The organism is Nitrosomonas communis, assembly GCF_001007935.1.
Lineage (GTDB): Bacteria > Pseudomonadota > Gammaproteobacteria > Burkholderiales > Nitrosomonadaceae > Nitrosomonas > Nitrosomonas communis.
In genome coordinates, this window is sequence record NZ_CP011451.1 from 1332926 (window position 1) to 1351443 (window position 18518).

An 18518-nucleotide genomic window follows, 5' to 3' on the forward strand; every position below is an offset into this window, starting at 1 on the left:
AACTGATACTTCTTCAACCACCTTTTGAGATGGTAAGTTAACTGACTATTCACACTGTATCGTCAGTTATTTCACAAACTCACTGATTGATTACAATATAAAAGGAATGACCATGACAACCAATATACTTTTTAAACACAAAGTTAATGCCATTATCAGCAGCAAGCACTTATTAAAACATCCTTTTTATATGGCTTGGACCGAAGGCAAATTGACCAAAGATCAGTTGCGCCATTATGCGGAACAATATTTTTATAATGTCCTGGCTGAACCGACCTATTTAAGTGCGGTTCATTTCAACACCCCTCATATTCATGCTGAAACGAATAGCGGTGATATCAGTGTGCGTCAGGAAATACTCAAAAATTTGATTGATGAAGAACATGGTGACGGTAACCACCCTGCTTTATGGAAAGCCTTTGCCTTTGCCTTGGGTGCGGATGATAAAAGCCTGGCTAATGCCCCTGCTCTGCCTGAAACAGAAAATCTGGTTTCGACCTTCCGTGATATTTGCCTGAATCAGCCTTTTTATGCAGGCCTGGCTGCACTGCATGCATTTGAGTCACAAGTTCCTGATATCGCCGCAGTGAAAATTGATGGGCTGGCCAAATTCTACGGCATGAGCAATCCGAAAGACTATGCATTCTTCTCGGTTCATCAGCAAGCCGACATCTACCATTCACAAGCCGAATGGGCCATCATTGAACGCTTTGCTGATACGCCGGAAAAACAAGCTGAAGTGCTCGCGGCGACTCAGCGAGCCTGCGACGCCCTCTGGAAGTTCCTGGATGGTATTCATGAAACCTATTGCGCGAATCTGATCTGCGAGCAAAAGTCGGCTGTGACACTGCACTAATTGAGCCTACCCGGGTGGATAGTGATCTATCCACCCGACATCATGAGCATTGTCTTCCTCTCCACCTTCATTCCAGCGGAATGGCTCCCTCTAACGTAGCAAAGCATTGATCCCGGTTGGTAGTCACAAAATCCTGCAAGCAGGTAAGAGAAGCATCCCCTTCGCGTGCCGATATGAATAAATCGCTCCATAGCCCATTGGCGCCAATGCGCCGCGCGATGACGTAATCGTGATCGACATAACTTTTGATGCCCCAATTGGGCAAGCAGCGATTCCCCGGCGGCTTGCCACTAATTGTAAAATAGCCACGGCCAGCTCCGCTGTGCGTCGCTGGCAAGATATGCCTGCAGGCAACAATACCTTGCTTATCAGGTCAATACGCTCTTCTGGTACGGGATAAGTGATCAGCTGGTATCGGCAAAATCGGCCGCCATCAGCACCCTTTTTTAGTCAGCTCATGACCGGGCGCAAGCACCGCCAGAATTTCAAAACGAAACAAGGGATAGTGAACAATGCCTCGCTGCGGTTTGTTCTCTGAACCAGTCACAATATCCGCTTCCTCGCGCTTCAGCAGCTTGATAGGATCAGCATGAAATCCGGAAACCAGATCCAGTTCCACTTCCGGCCAATGCTTGCGGAAAGTATCCATGATTGGTATCAACCAGTCAAAACAGGTATGGCATTCCAGCGCTATACGTAAATTTCCGCTTGTTCGCTGGGTCATTCTGGCGAGATCACGCTCAGCTGCCTGCACTTCCTTGATCACTTTTTCAGCTAACAGAACAAGACGCTCTCCTGCATCGGTCAATTGGATAGCGTGTCCCTGCCGTTGAATCAGCAATATCTGATAATAATCCTGTTACGCCTTAATCTAATGGGAAAGTGCCGATTGCGTAAGATGCACGCGCTTGGCGGAGAGCGATAAACTGCCGGTTTCCTGGAGTGCAGTCAAGGTTCGAAGATGACGTAATTCGAGCATATCAACTTAAGCAAGCATGAATCTAATTCATAATTCTAATATATTTTTTCATTTTATTCACAGTTTGATCTGCCACACAATGATTGCTTTTTTAATACCCTAAGAGAAGAGTAATTATGGCTTTAACACACAATCTAGGATTTCCACGCATGGGCGCACGCCGGGAATTAAAGCAAGCGCTTGAAGCATACTGGAGAAGGGAGATTGACGTGCAGCAATTAAAAGATCAGGCCAAAGCCATTCGCAAAAAAATTGGCTGCTGCAAAAAGAAGCGGGTCTAAACCTGATACCAGTTGGCGATTTTGCCTTGTATGACCACATGCTCAATATATCCACCAATGGGTGCAATACCTGAGCGTTTCAATTCGAGTCAGCATGGCACCATGGTCGATCTGTATTTTTCCATGGCACGAGGGACGCCCGATCAATCTGCAATGGAAATGACCAAGTGGTTCAATACCAACTATCACTATATCGTTCCGGAATTTAACAGACAGACCCATTTTCAGATCACCTCGGAGCAGTTGTTTGATGAGATCAAGGAAGCCCAGATATCGGGCATTTCTCCCAAGGTGGTATTGATCGGGCCGCTGACGTATTTATTTATGGGCAAGGAAACAGAAGTGGGTTTTAATCGCCTGGAGTTATTGCCCCGTTTGCTGCCCGCTTATCGCAATATTCTATCTTGAATAGCAGCATTAGGCGTCCAGTGGGTACAGATGGACGAACCCTGCCTGGCATTTGAGCTGGAAGCCATCTGGTTAGAAAAGCTGAGTGAAGTCTATACCATCTTACACGGAAGCGGCTGCCAATTGTTGCTGACGACCTATTTTGATGCCATTGATAAACATGCGGCCACACTCAAAGCTTTACCTGTCGAGGGTCTGCATATTGATGTATGTCGCGCACCACATCAACTCGATGTCTTTCTTCCTGATTACCCGACTAACAAGGTACTTTCGCTGGGTATCATCGATGGGCGCAACGTGTGGCGCGCCGATCTCTCCCAGGCATTCGCAACTCTATCAAAATCAAAAGCATAATCTTTGCTGGGGGGACAATTATGGATTTCACCGACCTGCTCGTTATTACACTGTCCGGTCGATCTCCAGCTGGAGACCCGGCTGGAAGGTGAAATTAAAGGCTGGCTGGCTTTCTCAGTGCAGAAACTCAACGAAATTGTCATTCTGGGACGGGGACTAAACCAGGGAAAAGCATCCATCCAAACCTTTTTGCAAGAGTCCGTTGAAGTGAGACAGGCACGACAGCAATCCAAACGGATACATCATCCGCTGGTACAAGAGCGCGTAAAAAAAATTAACACAGCGCGAGTGCCAGCGTCATCTTCCCTTTGCGCAACGACAATCTTTGCAACAACATTATTTTCAGTTGCCGCTACTGCCGACCACTACCATCGGCTCATTCCCCCAAACAACCGAGATTCGCAAAGCCAGAGCTGCTTTCAGAAAAGGAGAGCTCTTCCATTTGGACTATCTGGAGGCCATGCGCGCTGAAATCCAGCATGTCATCGGCAACAGGAAGAAATAGGGCTTGATGTGCTCGTGCATGGCGAAGCTGAGCGCAACGATATGGTGGAATATTTTGCAGAGCAGCTATGGGGTTATGCGTTTACCGAAAATGGCTGGATGCAAAGCTATGGTTCGCGCTGTGTTAAACCGCCTATTCTCTATGGTGATATTTATCGCCCGGAAGCCATGACAGCTAATTGGATCAGCTATGCCCAGAGCCTAACCAGCAAACCGGTCAAGAGAATGCTGACGGGTCCGGTGACCATGCTGATGTGGTATTTGTACGCGACGACCAGCCTTATTCTGAAACAGCGCTGCAGCTTGCTCTTGCCATCCGAGATGAAGTAAAAGATTTAGAGCAAACCGGCATTGGCATCATTCAAATTGATGATCCTGCTTTTCGTGAGGGACTCCCACTGAAAAAATCAGCTTAGGCCAGCTACCTAAAGTGGGCAGTCCAGGCATTTCGTGTGGCAAGTTCAGGTTTTAAGGACCAAACACAAATTCATACCCATATGTGTTATTCAGAATTTAACGATATTTTACCTGCGATTGCCGAAATGGACGCAGATGTCATGACCATTGAGACCTCTCGTTCCCATATGGAATTGCTGGATGCATTTGTGCAATTCGCTTATCCCAATGAGATCGGCCAAGGAGTATATGATATTCACTCTCCACGCATTCCTGATACGAATGAGATGCTGACAATACTGAAAAAAGCGCTACGACATATCCCACCCTAGCAATTATGGGTCAATCCTGATTGCGGACTGAAAACCCGGGATTGGGCTGAGACTTATATTGCATTGAAGAAAATGGTCAATGCGGCGCATATCCTGCGTAATCAGCTCATTCCAATTCCAAATCAGACATGACGCGAAGGTGGTCACAGACAGTGTCAATGGTACAGCAAAGTGAAATCGACAAAGCCAGGTTGGATTGAGCAATGGAATGACTGCTTAGTGTCTCATCAATGGGAAAAGCCGTACCCAATTTGAAGCTTACGCTTGATTCAGGTAATGAAAAAGTTTGTACAGTGGCTAGGCATCAGCAGTTATAATTGCCCTCTCTGGCTGGAAAATCTCCGGATTAGTCAGTCAAATCGTTATTCTGCTTTCTAACAGATTCAACTATATAAATAAGTTATTACTCGATCTTTAGCCTCACATGGATGAACAATCAAGTCTGCTGGCCTTGTTTACCAGCAGTTTTCTGGCGGCCACTCTTCTGCCAGGTGGCTCAGAAGCGGTATTAGCAGGCGTACTCATGGCTTACCCTGAACTTTACAGTTCAGCCTTGAGCATTGCCACAATTGGCAATACACTCGGTGGAATGAGTTCTTATGTGATTGGCTGTTTATTGCCAGACGAAAAGGCGATGCGTAGCAAAATGGGTAACAAAACGCGTGGATTAGAATGGGTACGCCAGCATGGCGCGCCCATTCTCTTTTTCTCCTGGTTACCCTTGATCGGTGATGTATTGTGTGTCGCTGCAGGCTGGTTGCGTATCCACTGGCTTTGGGCTGTGATATTTATTGCGGCAGGAAAATTTGCACGTTACTGGGTCATTGCCACTGCAATCAGTTAATCCCCAGAGGCTGGGGACTAACTCATAATTAGCTCATCTAACTGGTTACTTCTCAAGTAATTTCTTTAACTCTCCATTTTGGTACATCTCGCTCATGATATCTGAACCGCCGACAAACTCACCGTTTATATAAAGCTGCGGAATAGTTGGCCAGTTAGAATACTCTTTAACTCCCTGGCGAATTTCCGGATCAGCGAGTACATCAACCGAGAATAAATCTTTCACGCCACATGCATTGAGTATCTTAATTGCATTGGCAGAAAACCCACATTGGGGGTGATCAGGTGTACCTTTCATATAAAGCACTACGGGATGAGTAGTAATTTGCTGTTCAATCACCTCATTAGCATTCACGTCTCGATATCCTCCTTAAATAATTAATTCGAAAGCTAATTTTATTATTAGATAGCCAGGTGAAATTATGGTTCTATTTTTTATCAGACATTATTGCGGTATCTCACCCTTCAGCAAGCATACCGCATTAATCATATTCTAGCAGTGAGCTTTTGTCGCCAGAGCACGATCATCACGTTGCCCGCCACTCACGCGTAGTATCCCTGCCAGATCTGGACAGGAGAATATGTTAATAAAATTGGATTCTGCCAGCAATTGCCGGCAAATAGTAGCTTGGTCATAACCATGCTCTAGTAACAGTCCACCCCCTGCAGCCAAAAAATCCGGTGCATGGGCGATGATGTGACGAATACATGCCAAGCCATCATTCAGCGCCATCAGCGCAATATGAGGCTCAAAACGTAGATCACCTTGATCCAGATGGGGATCTCCCTGGGCCACATAAGGTGGATTCGAGATGATCAGATTAAATTCATCATGATCCAATCCATCCAACCAGTTTCCTGCACGTATCTGCACATTATGGATGCCCAGCCTTTCTGCATTCAACCGAGCAATTGACAGTGCATCAGGTGAGAGATCGACTGCCGTAACATGAGCTAATGGCCGATGTTTGCTAATGGTAAGTGCAATTGCGCCACTTCCTGTGCCTAAATCAAGCACTTTACAAGTTTGATTAACTGGAATACGTGATAAAGCCAGTTCTACCAGTAATTCTGTTTCCGGTCGAGGAATTAAAACAGCAGGCGTAACCTTAAAAGTCAAATCATAGAATTCACGTTCACCGACCAGATAGGCAACGGGCTCACCCGCACTTCTCCTCATTACCAGCAATTGGAAAGTATTTAATTGCTCGTGATTCAATATATCATCTGAGTGAGCAGCCAGAAAGGCGGCATCTACATTTAACGCATATTGAAGCAATAGGCGTGCCTCTATATGATCTACAAGGCAATGTGCATCTTGTAGTGCCTGTGCTATCGTGACCTGCATACTTGCGCAGCTATTTTAAAGTGAGTACTTCCCTGGAGCCGTCATTTTTCCATCAGAGATGCCAACTGCTCTGCTTGGTGTTCAGCCATCAATGCTGAACATAGCTCATCAAGATCGCCATCCATGATTTGGTCCATCTTATAAAGCGTAAGATTAATACGATGATCTGTCACTCGTCCTTGCGGAAAATTATAGGTGCGAATCCGCTCCGAGCGCTCTCCGCTTCCCACCAGTGATTTGCGCGTCGCCGCCTGCTCTGCCTGCTGCTCATGCATTTGCTTATCGAGAATGCGGGCAGCCAATACACTCATTGCTTGTGCCTTGTTTTTATGCTGAGAACGCCCTTCCTGACATTCGACGACGATCCCCGTGGGTAAATGGGTAATACGGACGGCTGAATCCGTTTTATTGATATGCTGACCGCCTGCACCGGATGCCCGGAAGGTATCAATTCTTAACTCAGCCGGATTCAATTCAACACCGGTAATTTCATCCACTTCTGGGATAACCGCAACGGTACAGGTAGAGGTATGTACTCTTCCTTGAGTTTCTGTTGCTGGCACGCGCTGCACGCGATGGGCACCTGATTCAAACTTGAGCCGAGAATAAGCCCCATAACCGATAATCCTGGCGATAATTTCCTTGTAGCCACCTACATCAGAAGGGCTTTGTGAGATGATCTCGACCTGCCAGCGCTGACGCTCAGCATAGCGTGCATACATACGAAACAGATTACCCGCAAACAATGCAGATTCATCTCCACCCGTGCCTGCACGAATTTCAAGAAAAATATTACGCTCATCATTGGGATCTTTTGGCAATAACTGCTTAAGCAACTCAGCTTCGATTTTCTGGAGTTTCTCTTTCCCAGCGACAATTTCAGCTTCAGCAAAATCCCGCATGTGGGGATCGGGGATCATCTCTCTGGCGGTTTGAATATCCAACTCAGTTTGCTTATGAGCCTGATAAAGCTCAACCACTGGAACAATCTCCGCCCGCTCACGCGTCAGCTTGCGATATTTATCCAGATCGGCTGTAATTTTCTCGCTGCTCAATAGCTGGTTCAATTCCTCCAGCCGCACACTCAGACGAGTGAGCCGGTCTGCAATACTTTTATTCATTGTGGGTAATGTAATTGATATAACCGATTGATTAGCTCGACCAGCTTATCCCGCTCATCATCGGCGGCATGATTCAGCATACTGGAAGGAAAGTGTAAGAATTTGTTGGTTAATCCATTACTGAGCGATTCGAGTATCTTTTCTGGATTTTCTCCTTTTGCCAGCAGCTTCTGCGCGCGTGTAAGTTCATGCCTGCGAAAGCGCTCTGCCTGATCCCGCAGTGCTCTGATGGTCGGAACGAGTTGGCGTGTGGCCAGCCAACGCATAAAATCAATCACATTGGTTTCAATGATGGTCTCAGCCTGGGCAACTGCGCTGAGACGAGAGTCCAGTCCCTCTTTGACGATATCGGCCAAATCATCCACATAATAAAGAAATACATCATCCAGCTCTGCGACTTCCAGCTCGACATCTCGCGGGACTGCCAAATCGACAATAAAAATGGGCCGATGCTTGCGGATCTTGACGGCACGTTCCAACATGCCCTTGCCCAGAATCGGTAAGGGACTGGCCGTACAGGTAACCACAATATCGTGCAACGCCAGTTGTTCAGGTAATTCGCTAAGTGGGATGGCTCGTGCATTGAAGCGTCGCGCTAATGCTTCGGCCCGTTCGGCAGTGCGATTGGCAACTGTAATCCTCTTGGGGTGCTTGGCAATAAAGTGGCTAGCGCAAAGCTCAATCATTTCACCTGCACCAATAAATAGGACATTCTGTTCGCTGATATCACCAAAGATCCGCTCTGCTAAGCGAGCAGCGGCAGCAGCCATGGATACGGAACAAGCCCCAATCTCAGTAGATGTGCGTACCTCCTTAGCCACAAAAAAAGTGTGCTGGAACAACTTGTGCAGCAATAATCCGAGCGTACCGGCATTCTGTGCTGACTTGATCGCATTCTTCATCTGGCCGAGTATCTGCGGTTCACCCAGCACCATGGAATCCAGTCCGCTGGCCACCCGAAAAGCATGCTTGACTGCCTGCTCTCGAGGCAATCGATAAAGATAAGGCTCTAATTCACGTTCAGGCAAATGATGAAAATGTGTGAGCCAGTGTATCGCCGTATCGGGTTTCTCGGTGTTACAGTAAATTTCTGTACGGTTACATGTCGAAACAATGGCAGCTTCTTTAACTGCATGGTTTCCCACCAGGTCATGCAAAGCATGCTCCATTGTATTTTCATTAAACGTAACTTGCTCACGTATATCTAGTGGTGCTGTATTGTGATTGATACCAAAGGCAAATAATTGCATGAAAGGTGATCTTTAAATAGCTAAAAATCGGAAATGCATCATTATAGCGGAAGTTTAAGCGCTATCAATGAAAGGAATAGATTTGCCTTACACACTTCCTCTAACTACCTTTATAAATGCTAAATGTAAAACCTCTGCATAACTGTACTTTTAGTTTTTTTCTCTGGGCTCTGGGTATAGGTAGTTCATAAAATCGATTACTTAAAAATACTAAATTATCCAAAAAACCAGTTATGCACAAGCTTCTAAGTGATTAAGTTAACGCCACGGCATAATGGGAATAGTAGAGATACTGTTTTTAGGTGATCCTTCAATAATTCTATCGCTATAGGTAAGATAAATCAGCACATTGCGTTTAGGATCATAAAAACGCACCACCTGTAAGGTCTTAAACAGCAACGAAGTGCTTTTCTTAAATACTTCCTCACCATCTTGCTTTCCATTTCTCACATCCTCGGGTAGTTCGATGGGACCTACCTGTCGACAAGCTATGGCTGCATCAGCGGTATCCTCAGCCACTCCCACTGTACCCTTAATCCCCCCTGTTTTAGCCCGACTGAGATAACAGGTAGCTCCTGCAATATCGGGATCATCAAACGCTTCAACGACAATTTTATCATTAGCTCCCAAAAACTTAAATCGAGTGGATACACTACCAATTGGTTCAGCCATTAAAGGAAAAGCAAACAATAAGACTAAAATAAATATAAAAAACTTAATTTGCTTTGAAAAATTTAAGAGATAAATCATCGTATGGTTTCTCCATTTCATCGTACACTATGCTCTATCACTGCTCAGCTAGATATTTAATCAAAATCTCGTTGACCCTTAGCTTAGAGAGCATAAATCGATAAATGTTTAATTGCACTTATTGTCAGCTAATAAATTTACGCCGTCATCCATTCAAGGCATTGTCAAGCTTATGTCACTGCGTAAGCCCGAAATTGGGATATCCATAATGAATGGACGAGAATTTTAACTTGCATCTCCTCACAGTAAAAGTATTTTATTATTAAAGAGTACCCCTATAAATTCATATTTGCGAGCATCCGCTTCGCGGATGGCCTGCTTACCCCCTCTCGTCACTATACTTCGTTGTTCATAAAAAAGGCTGCCTTACCTATAGTGATAGGCTGCATCCACATTTTTTGTGCTTACCTTGTCTTGTTTAAAACTCTCTATTTTTAGTGGTGCCCACAATTCCAACTAATTTCCCCATACTATGCCATGTAGAACCATAACTTTTTATTATATATAAGAAAACTTGACTCAAGCTTACTCTAGCCCACCAATAAAACCCATTCCCTCTCCCAATAGCATAAAAAAATGTCAAGCGTTCAAACTTTATCGCAAAGTATTTGTCTTGATACCATAATACTAAAAGTAGCTATCAATCTCCGTGTACTTTCATACTGTGAATAGAAAAACAACTAAGTATTGCCAAGAAATCAGAAATCCAGAAGTGAGCAGAGAGAATAATATTTAACACATCCTACGCGAAAAATCTGAGCATATCAGACTACAAGATGGAAGCTAAGAAATCTGGAATACTGCAAAATAACTGTTATTCGAGATATTCACATTTTCCTTAGTTTTCAGTCTTTATACTTGCTTTATTCCATTTAGGATGTCGTCAAAAATAACTTCCAGAAATTGGATTAGAATGTTCATGCAGGATTATGGATAATAAAGCCAATTTATAATTGGTGAATGACAAATTGTGGCTATTTACGATAAAAGCATTGAACTGAAGATGCAGCGGTTGTTTCTGATGCTATCAGAAAAGGATCGGCGGCGGTATGCGGGGATTGAAGCGGCCAAGCTAGGGCACGGCGGTATTGAGTATGTGTCTGGGTTATTTGATATGGATCCCAAGACGGTGCGACGCGGTCTGGTAGAACTGGAGGTGAGTGAGGATCCTGCGCCGAGCCGGATCAGAAAAAAAAGGTGCGGGACGTAAAAATGCAATGGTTCACAAGCCTACCCTGGAAGAAAATTTCCTCAGGCTACTTGCGGAATTTACCGCCGGCGATCCGATGCGCGAAGGTGTCTTATGGACCAATCTATCACGTTGCGAGATTAGTCGCCGCCTGGCTGAAATGGGCACATCAGCAAGTCGGTATACGGTACGTAAATTATTAAAGAAACATGGTTTAGGACAGCGTAAAACGCGTAAGAAAAAAACGCTGGGAGCCCATCCTGATCGGGATGCCCAGTTTCAAAACATTGCCAGACTTAAGGCAGCGTATATGGCCAAGGAAGAGCCCGTGATCAGTATTGATTCCAAAAAGAAGGAATTGATTGGCAATTTCAGTCGAGAAGGTTACACCTATACACAGACGCCTGTAGATGCTTTGGATCATGATTTTCCCAGTGCCGGTGAAGGCAAATTGATTCCGCATGGCATCTATGATCTGGCGCGAAACGAAGGGCATATGAACCTAAATACCAGCCACGATACCAGTGAATTTTGTTGCGACAGTATTGCGCATTGGTGGAAACAGCAGGGTTGCCAGCACTATCCCAAGGCCCGGCGGTTGTTGCTTCTCTGTGATGGTGGCGGCAGTAACGCCGCCAATCGACATGTGTTCAAGGAAGCTTTGCAGGTGCTTGCCAAACGGCTGGGACTGGAAATTCGTGTTGCCCACTATCCGCCTTACTGCTCAAAGTACAACCCTATTGAACACCGGTTGTTTTCGCACATTACGCGTGCCTGCCAGGGTGTGGTGTTTCATTCGGTCGCCATTGCCAAACAATTTATGGAGAAGACTAAAACCTGCAAGGGTTTAAAAGTAACCGTGGATATATTGACCGGGATTTACGTTACAGGAAAAAAGTGTGCAGAGAATTTTCTTGAAAATATGAGGATCATCTTTGATGACTATCTTCCTCGCTGGAACTACCGGGCAGTCCCACAAACAATCTGATTTCGGGAAGTTATTTTTAGCTAAATCCTTAGTCTTTTTTTATTTGGTAACACCATTCAATTACGTATGCAGAAAAATCCATTCATGTTTGGAAAATTATATTTAATAATCATATTGTTAAATATGATAACATTTATTATGAGTCTAACTCGATTAACGAATAAAATTCTGGCGATCTTTGCGTCAAGGATTCTTGTCAACAATTCCTCGATTTCCGTCTGAAAGGATCATGCCGTGAACGTTTTTTACGAAGAATCCGGTACTTTTAAGGTTGGCGCCGTTCTTGCGGACAATACAACTTCTTTACAAGTAGAAGCATCGCACGGTAAACGCTCCAAAATCAAAGCTTCCGCAGTATTGTTAAGGTTTGAGATGCCGTCTTTATATGAATTTATGTATCAGGCACAGCAGGTTGCTGCTGATCTGGATACGGATTTTCTCTGGGAATGCTGCACAAATAGCGAAGAATTTTCGAGCCATACTTTAGCTGCTGATTATTTTGGGCACTCACCTAGTCCAGTAGAAGTCGCTGCAATCATGATTCTCCTGAATAATTCGCCCATGTATTTTTACAAAAAAGGACAAGGGCGTTATAAAGCCGCTCCAGCTGAAGCTTTACGAGCAGCGCTTGCCAGCCAGGAAAAGAAACGATTGGAAGCAGAACAACAAACTCGCTATAAGCAGCAACTGAGTACCTTCACGCTTCCTGAAGAATTCAGACCACAATTGGATGACCTACTTTATAAACCAAATAAAAATACCATTGAATGGAAAGCGCTCGAAGCAGCCTGTACTGCCACCAAGCTCAGCGTTCCCAAATTATTGGAAAAATGTGGTGCCATCTCCTCTACCCACGATTATCACTTCAATCAATTTCTGCGAGAGCATTTCCCGGAAGGTATCGATTTCAATCTACCTGAAGTAGATAATATTTTTCGTGATTATGAAAATTTACCGATAGCAGAGGTAGCCGCTTTCAGTATTGACGATGCGACCACCACTGAAATTGATGATGCTTTCTCAGTTACCCCGCTCGCTCTGGGAAGCTTTCGTATTGGCATCCATATAGCAGCACCAGCCTTAGGCATTACCCCGGGTTCTCATTTGGATAAAGTAGCTGCAAAACGCCTTTCGACTGTTTATCTACCTGGGCAGAAAATTACCATGCTGCCTGAAAAAACGATCGATTTTTATACTCTCAGCGAAACACGATTATGTCCAGCCATTTCGCTCTATCTGGATGTAGCAGACGATTTTACCGTAACAGCTTCTCAAAGCCGCATAGAAAAAATCAGAATCGTCGCCAATCTACGCCACGACACCTTGGAACAACAGTTTAATGAAGATACCTTGAGAAAAAATCTCACAAATTACCCTTTTGCGAATGAGTTGAGTCTACTGTGGAATTTTTCGCGCAAAATGGAAATCTTCCGAGGCAAGGAAAATGACCTCAATAATGAAAAAATTGATTACAGCTTTTTTGTGGAGCAGGATCGCATTATTATTCAAGAGCGTCGACGCGGCTCACCAATCGACAGAGTTGTTTCTGAATTGATGATTTATGCCAATACTGAATGGGGCAAACAACTTGCCGATGCGGGAATCGCAGGTATTTATCGCAGCCAAAATGGGGGAAAAGTAAAAATGAGTCTTTCTCCAGCCCCTCATCAGGGACTCGGGGTGGCCCAATATGCTTGGAGCAGCTCTCCCATGCGCCGTTACATAGATTTAATTAATCAGCGGCAGCTTATCGCATTACTCAAGGATGCCATTCCACCTTATTCCAAAGAGAGCGATGAATTGTTGATATCCATGCGGGATTTTGAACAAGCTTATAGTATATATAGTGACTTTCAACGCGCTATGGAGCGTTATTGGTGTTTGCGCTGGTTGCTACAGGAAAACATTCAAGTGACCGGCGCACAAGTCATTAAAGAAAACCTGGTAAAGCTCGATCGCATTCCTTTCATCGTGCGAGTGTCTTCATTACCAGACCTGTTACCGGGCACAATTGTTAAGTTAGAATTATCCCAAATTGACTTGATTGAATGCACCTTGAATACACGATTTTTATCTAAAGAATAAGCTAGAAAATATATTGGGTGCCTCTAAAAATACAGAGTTTTAAACAAGACAAGGCGAGCACAAAAAATGTGGATGCAGCCTATCACTGATAGGTAAGGCAACTTTTTTGTGAACAACGAAGTATTGTAACGAGAGGGGTAAGCAGGCAATCCGCGAAGCGGATGCTCACAAATATGAATTTTTAGAGGTGCTCTATTTTTTGTTTATGAGATACTTTTCAGTTATCGTCAGTTATTCTATCTTTACTAAAAATCATAACACAAACGCTTGTGAGCAAAGGAAGCAAGACCGCATAATAATAAAAAACGAGTATCACGCATTCAGGTAAAACCACATTCCAAATGGTTAACCGAGAAATAAGCGTTTAAGCGTTCGCTAGTCCAGCTAGCGGGACGTACTGTAGGTTTGTTGACAAGCACTCATATGAGTTGATTAATTTTATCTAGCCGTTATTTGTTCTAAGATGTTAGATTACAGCCTTTCGATGCCTTATCCCGGGTCATCTTATCGACCCAAACGCTTCTATACTGCCATACTGATTTCACTGGTTCTACACGCAGTCATCCTATGGGGAATTACTTTTAAGGCACCAGAACCTGTCGTCAAGAATGTTGCCAAATCGCTGGAAGTCATTTTGGTCAACAAAAAATCTGAGCAAAAACCTATCGAAACGGATGTATTGGCACAAACCAATTCGGAAGGAAGGGGTAATGTTGATGAAGATCGGCGTGCTCAATCGCCTTTGCCCGTATTACCGCAAACCAAGCCATTAACTGATCTTGCTCAAGCAGGTCAAAAAACAAAACAACCAGAAAAACAAGTCAAGAAACTCATGCCCGCTGTTGAAAGCAAACCACGTATTGTTGAAAGCAAACCACGTATCATTGAAGCCGAACCTCAGGCAGAACAATCTGAAGACAAGCCAATACCCAAGCTTGATAGTACAGATTTGCTACAACGCAGCCTTGAAATTGCACGCCAGGAAGCTCAAATCAACAAGGAATATGAAGCATATCAGAAACGCCCCAAGCGCAGATATATCAGTACACGCACAAAAGAATATCGCTTCGCACGCTATGTAGAAGACTGGCGGCTCAAGGTCGAACGCATCGGTAATTTGAACTATCCGGAACAAGCCAGAAAGCAGCAGCTTTATGGCAATTTGCAGCTCACTGTAGGCATTCGATCAGATGGCAGCCTTGAGTCGGTTGGCATCGATCGTTCCTCTGGAACTAAGGTTCTCGATGATGCTGCCATTTATATCGTAAAATTAGCGGCTCAGAATGGTTTTGCCCCTTTTCCACCCGATATCAGTCGAGATACGGATATTTTGCACATTACCCGTACCTGGGTATTTGCGCGTTCAGATGAATTAATCAGCCAATAATCTGTAAAACATATATCATTTGTTCAGTTTATTGATTGCCAGTTAAAATTTCATATCTCTGCCACGCATTACAAAATAACTTTATGCCTGATTTTTATGCAGTCATTGGCAACCCTATACACCATAGCAAATCACCGCTCATCCACAAGCTCTTTGCCCAGGAGACTCGGCAGGATATGCAGTATGAGGCTATTCTGGCACCCCTGGATGGCTTCGAGTCAACAGTCAGGGCATTTCAGCAACGGGGAGGTATGGGCATGAATGTAACCCTTCCATTCAAGCTAGAAGCTTATGCCCTATCTACTCGTTTAACAGACCGAGCAAATGCCGCTCAAGCTGTGAATACACTCAAATTTATTGGAAACAATGATATTCTGGGTGATAATACGGATGGAGCGGGATTGATGCAGGATATCGAAATTAATCAACGTGTTTCTATTGCCGGTAAAAATATTCTGTTAATGGGGGCAGGCGGTGCTGCACGAGGCACTATTATGCCACTGCTAACACTCAAACCTCGCCTACTTGCCATTGCCAACCGCACTAAAGAGAAGGCGCAAGTGTTACAAAGACAATTTTCTGCTCATGGCAATGTCTTATCGGGACATTATCATGATTTTTCAGGAGAGAGTTTCGACATTATAATCAATGCTACTTCAGCGAGTCTCCATGATGAGTTACCTTCTTTACCGGAAGGGATCTTTTCTAAAGAATCACTCGCTTATGACATGATGTATAGTCAAGAGTTGACACCATTTTTAAGATTCGCTCAGCAGCAAGGCGTCATTAAGTTAGTCGATGGCATTGGCATGCTGGTTGAACAAGCCGCGGAATCTTTTTTCTTATGGCGTGGCATCCGACCAGAAACGAAAAAAGTAATTGAAATGTTAAAGAATAAAGGGCACTAAACAGCACGAGCGCTATTCATTATATACGAGATATCAACCATTTAGACTCAACCTCTAAATGGTCTAATTGCGCAGGAGATACATGGCAAAATTTCTCAACCGCTGGCTATGGCGATTCTTGCTCTTATCTTTCAGCGCTGGCCTGCTTTATCTACTGTGGATACTGCTCCATATTGTTTACTGGAATACCCATATCCCACACGCTAGTGCTTTCATGCAAAGCAGGCTGGAAAACTTAAGACAACATCATCCTGATGCTACATTGCGTCATCAGTGGATTGCTTATGAGCATATTTCTCTCCACCTGAAACGGGCAATCATCGCTTCGGAAGATAGTCAATTCATGAAACATAATGGCTTCGATTTTCAATCGATTCAAAGTGCGCTTGAGAAAAATATAAAAAAAGGCGAATGGGCTGCTGGCGGCTCAACTATCAGTCAGCAGCTTGCAAAAAATCTGTTCCTTTCAGAGAGAAAAACTGTATGGCGTAAATTTGAGGAAACTTTGATCACGATCATGCTCGAGAATATGATGTCCAAACGGAGGATACTGGAAATTTATCTCAATATGATTGAATGGGGCCGTGACGTATTTGGTGCCGAAGCCGCTGCCCTTCATTACTTTGGAGTATCGGCCTCAGTCCTGACAGCCAGACAGGCAGCATTTCTAGCATCAATAGTAACCAATCCACGCTATTATGATCGAAATCGCAACACCCAGAAGCTGCTGAAGATAATTAATATCATTCTTAGCCGCATGCATATATCACAGATTCCATGATAAAACATTCCTTAAGAAATCTGTTTCTAGGTCGTCTTTAGAACTTTCCAGTTTTTACTGACTAGTACAATGTATCTGACTGAGTTAACATTCATTCCCTTAAAAGTCAGTTTTATTGTAATTCCACAGTTAATAAATCTGTAAAAATTAACTTCCATTCCTGTGATATAACGAAAAAAAGCGATGCTTATCTCATTCTGTCTTTTGATCTATAGGAAGTAAGTGTCTATTTGCTCTGTTTATTTATTGTGACAACCCTTCCTCCATCGGAAATCTGCCATGACTGAAGACAGCCATTCTCATGAAAATGAAGATTTACAAAGCATACTGGAGCGAATCACTTATTTGCTTCGTAAATACAGATTGGTAGAAGGGTTAGTACGCTTACAAGATTTCCCGCGTCAAGATTTGGTGGGATCGATTATCCAGAAACAAAATCTGGCAAGTCTTCAGAATGTACTTGATAAGCTCCATCCAGCCGATATCGCGCATATTCTGGAAGTACTACCATTGGAAGACCGTCTCTTCATATGGGGTCTGGTCAAGACTGAGAATGATGGCGAGGTGCTGCTCGAAGTTTCCGATGGTGTTCGCGAAACACTGATTGCTGATATGGGTAGCAGCGAGTTAGTAGCCGCTGCTGAACAACTGGATGCAGATGAAATTGCCGATTTGGCACCGGATTTACCCAGTGAAGTCCTCGAAGATGTCTTCCGGGCTTTACCGTTGGAAGAACGTGAACAGTTACGTGCAGCCATGTCGTATCCTGAAGATTCTGTCGGTGCGCTCATGGATTTCGATATCATTACGATACGTGAAGATGTCAGATTGGAGGTGGTGCTGCGTTATTTACGACGCTTGGGTGAATTACCAGACCATACCGATCAGTTATTTGTGGTCGATCGCAATGAGCATTTCAAAGGTGTTTTGCTACTGAATAAGCTATTGGTAACCGATCCTGACGTCATGGTCAGCGATGTGATGACGGCTAAAATAATTAAGTTTCATCCCTACGATAGAGCACAACAAGCCACCCAGGCTTTTGAACGCTATGATCTTGTTTCTGCTTCAGTGGTTGATGTAGATGGAACGTTATTAGGGCGAGTTACTGTTAATTCGGTGTTAGATTTCATTCGTGAGAAAGCTGAAAGCGAAGCGCTTAGTCAGGCAGGTTTGAGTGAAGAAGAGGATTTGTTTGCACCCATCTGGAAAAGTGTCCGAAATCGCTGGGCATGGCTTGCCATTAATTTGGTAACGGCTTTTATTGCCTCACGTGTCATTGGCTTATTTGAGGATTCCATCGAGAAATTGGTTGCACTGGCTGCATTGATGCCTATCGTCGCAGGGGTAGGTGGCAATTCCGGCAATCAAACCATTACCATGATTGTTCGCGCCATTGCGCTAGGCCAGGTTAGCACCGACAGTACGCTTAAACTGATCGGCAAGGAAATTGGTGTCAGTCTGGTAAATGGTCTGGTTTGGGGAAGCATCGTTGGGTTATTTACCTATCTTATTTATCAGAATATTTCACTTGGCCTCGTCATGGCGCTCGCCATGATTCTGAACCTCCTGTTAGCCGCACTCGTGGGAGTACTCATCCCATTAACCCGAATAAAACTGGGCCGTGATCCGGCCATTGGCTCCAGCGTTATGATCACTGCTGTCACCGATAGCGGCGGTTTTTTCATTTTCCTGGGGTTGGCTACGCTTTTTTTGTTATGAGCAATCCCGGATCAACTAACAAATAAATCGTATAGC

General features: G+C 44.2%; 18 protein-coding genes and 3 pseudogenes. 13 read left to right on the top strand and 8 right to left on the bottom strand.

Going from position 1 to position 18518, the window contains the following annotated elements; all coding sequences use genetic code 11:
* Nucleotides 1-112: 112 nt before the first annotated feature.
* Complete coding sequence (locus tag AAW31_RS06075) at nt 113-856, top strand: 4-aminobenzoate synthase (protein WP_046849559.1); 744 nt, start codon at nt 113-115, stop codon at nt 854-856.
* Between the two features lie 67 nt (nt 857-923).
* Here AAW31_RS06075 and AAW31_RS22615 read toward each other — a convergent pair whose 3' ends face one another.
* The 3 genes from AAW31_RS22615 to AAW31_RS22625 form a co-directional block, all read right to left on the bottom strand.
* Nucleotides 924-1193: a type 2 periplasmic-binding domain-containing protein gene (locus AAW31_RS22615; protein ID WP_235264511.1), complete on the bottom strand. Its 270-nt coding sequence runs from the start codon at nt 1191-1193 to the stop codon at nt 924-926.
* A 96-nt stretch (nt 1194-1289) separates the two neighbouring features.
* Nucleotides 1290-1697, bottom strand: a complete 408-nt coding sequence (locus AAW31_RS22620; RefSeq protein ID WP_235264512.1) for a LysR substrate-binding domain-containing protein — start codon at nt 1695-1697, stop codon at nt 1290-1292.
* Between the two features lie 30 nt (nt 1698-1727).
* Entirely contained in the window at nt 1728-1835 is a 108-nt protein-coding gene (locus tag AAW31_RS22625; protein WP_235264513.1) for a LysR family transcriptional regulator, read from the bottom strand.
* Nucleotides 1836-1984: 149 nt separating this feature from the next.
* On the opposite strand from AAW31_RS22625, the pseudogene AAW31_RS23060 reads away from it, so the two are divergent.
* The 5 genes and pseudogenes from AAW31_RS23060 to AAW31_RS06090 all read left to right on the top strand — a co-directional run bounded on the left by AAW31_RS23060 (nt 1985) and on the right by AAW31_RS06090 (nt 4954).
* Nucleotides 1985-2190: pseudogene (locus AAW31_RS23060) on the top strand (hypothetical protein).
* Nucleotides 2191-2218: 28 nt separating this feature from the next.
* A pseudogene (locus AAW31_RS22630) lies at nt 2219-2878 on the top strand (hypothetical protein).
* A 3-nt stretch (nt 2879-2881) separates the two neighbouring features.
* Nucleotides 2882-3349, top strand: coding sequence for a hypothetical protein (locus AAW31_RS22635; RefSeq protein ID WP_235264586.1), 468 nt, complete (start codon nt 2882-2884; stop codon nt 3347-3349).
* A pseudogene (metE, locus tag AAW31_RS22640) lies at nt 3276-4242 on the top strand (5-methyltetrahydropteroyltriglutamate--homocysteine S-methyltransferase). The gene AAW31_RS22635 and the pseudogene metE overlap by 74 nt, the downstream one beginning before the upstream one ends.
* 292 nt (nt 4243-4534) lie before the next feature.
* Nucleotides 4535-4954 (top strand): YqaA family protein, encoded by a 420-nt coding sequence (locus AAW31_RS06090; RefSeq protein ID WP_046849560.1) that lies wholly within the window; start codon nt 4535-4537, stop codon nt 4952-4954.
* Between the two features lie 45 nt (nt 4955-4999).
* Here the strand turns inward: AAW31_RS06090 and grxD are convergent, their stop codons facing one another.
* The 5 genes from grxD to creA form a co-directional block, all read right to left on the bottom strand.
* The gene (grxD, locus tag AAW31_RS06095) at nt 5000-5308 is read right to left on the bottom strand and encodes a Grx4 family monothiol glutaredoxin (RefSeq protein ID WP_046849561.1); all 309 of its coding nucleotides are present in this window, start codon (nt 5306-5308) and stop codon (nt 5000-5002) included.
* 138 nt (nt 5309-5446) lie between these two features.
* The gene (gene prmC / locus AAW31_RS06100) at nt 5447-6301 is read right to left on the bottom strand and encodes a peptide chain release factor N(5)-glutamine methyltransferase (RefSeq protein WP_046849562.1); all 855 of its coding nucleotides are present in this window, start codon (nt 6299-6301) and stop codon (nt 5447-5449) included.
* A gap of 41 nt (nt 6302-6342) precedes the next feature.
* A complete protein-coding gene (gene prfA / locus AAW31_RS06105) occupies nt 6343-7422 on the bottom strand; it encodes a peptide chain release factor 1 (RefSeq protein ID WP_046849563.1) in 1080 nt (359 codons plus the stop codon).
* On the bottom strand, nt 7419-8672 hold the full coding sequence (hemA, locus tag AAW31_RS06110; RefSeq protein WP_046849564.1) for a glutamyl-tRNA reductase: 1254 nt from the start codon (nt 8670-8672) through the stop codon (nt 7419-7421). The genes prfA and hemA overlap by 4 nt, the downstream gene beginning before the upstream one ends.
* A 258-nt stretch (nt 8673-8930) precedes the next feature.
* Nucleotides 8931-9422, bottom strand: a complete 492-nt coding sequence (creA, locus tag AAW31_RS06115) for a protein CreA (protein ID WP_046849565.1) — start codon at nt 9420-9422, stop codon at nt 8931-8933.
* Between the two features lie 1003 nt (nt 9423-10425).
* Here creA and AAW31_RS21825 point away from each other — a divergent pair.
* The 7 genes from AAW31_RS21825 (at nt 10426) to mgtE (ending at nt 18482) form a co-directional block, all read left to right on the top strand.
* Complete coding sequence (locus AAW31_RS21825; RefSeq protein WP_046851550.1) at nt 10426-10632, top strand: hypothetical protein; 207 nt, start codon at nt 10426-10428, stop codon at nt 10630-10632.
* Nucleotides 10633-10639: 7 nt separating this feature from the next.
* Nucleotides 10640-11599: an ISAzo13 family transposase gene (locus tag AAW31_RS06125; RefSeq protein WP_052752119.1), complete on the top strand. Its 960-nt coding sequence runs from the start codon at nt 10640-10642 to the stop codon at nt 11597-11599.
* Between the two features lie 234 nt (nt 11600-11833).
* Complete coding sequence (locus AAW31_RS06130; protein WP_046849566.1) at nt 11834-13684, top strand: ribonuclease catalytic domain-containing protein; 1851 nt, start codon at nt 11834-11836, stop codon at nt 13682-13684.
* A gap of 484 nt (nt 13685-14168) precedes the next feature.
* Nucleotides 14169-15071, top strand: a complete 903-nt coding sequence (locus AAW31_RS06135; protein WP_046851552.1) for a TonB family protein — start codon at nt 14169-14171, stop codon at nt 15069-15071.
* A gap of 83 nt (nt 15072-15154) precedes the next feature.
* Complete coding sequence (gene aroE, locus AAW31_RS06140) at nt 15155-15979, top strand: shikimate dehydrogenase (RefSeq protein ID WP_046849567.1); 825 nt, start codon at nt 15155-15157, stop codon at nt 15977-15979.
* Between the two features lie 82 nt (nt 15980-16061).
* The gene (mtgA, locus tag AAW31_RS06145; protein WP_046849568.1) at nt 16062-16760 is read left to right on the top strand and encodes a monofunctional biosynthetic peptidoglycan transglycosylase; all 699 of its coding nucleotides are present in this window, start codon (nt 16062-16064) and stop codon (nt 16758-16760) included.
* Nucleotides 16761-17039: 279 nt separating this feature from the next.
* Nucleotides 17040-18482, top strand: a complete 1443-nt coding sequence (gene mgtE / locus AAW31_RS06150; protein ID WP_046849569.1) for a magnesium transporter — start codon at nt 17040-17042, stop codon at nt 18480-18482.
* Nucleotides 18483-18518: the final 36 nt, after the last annotated feature.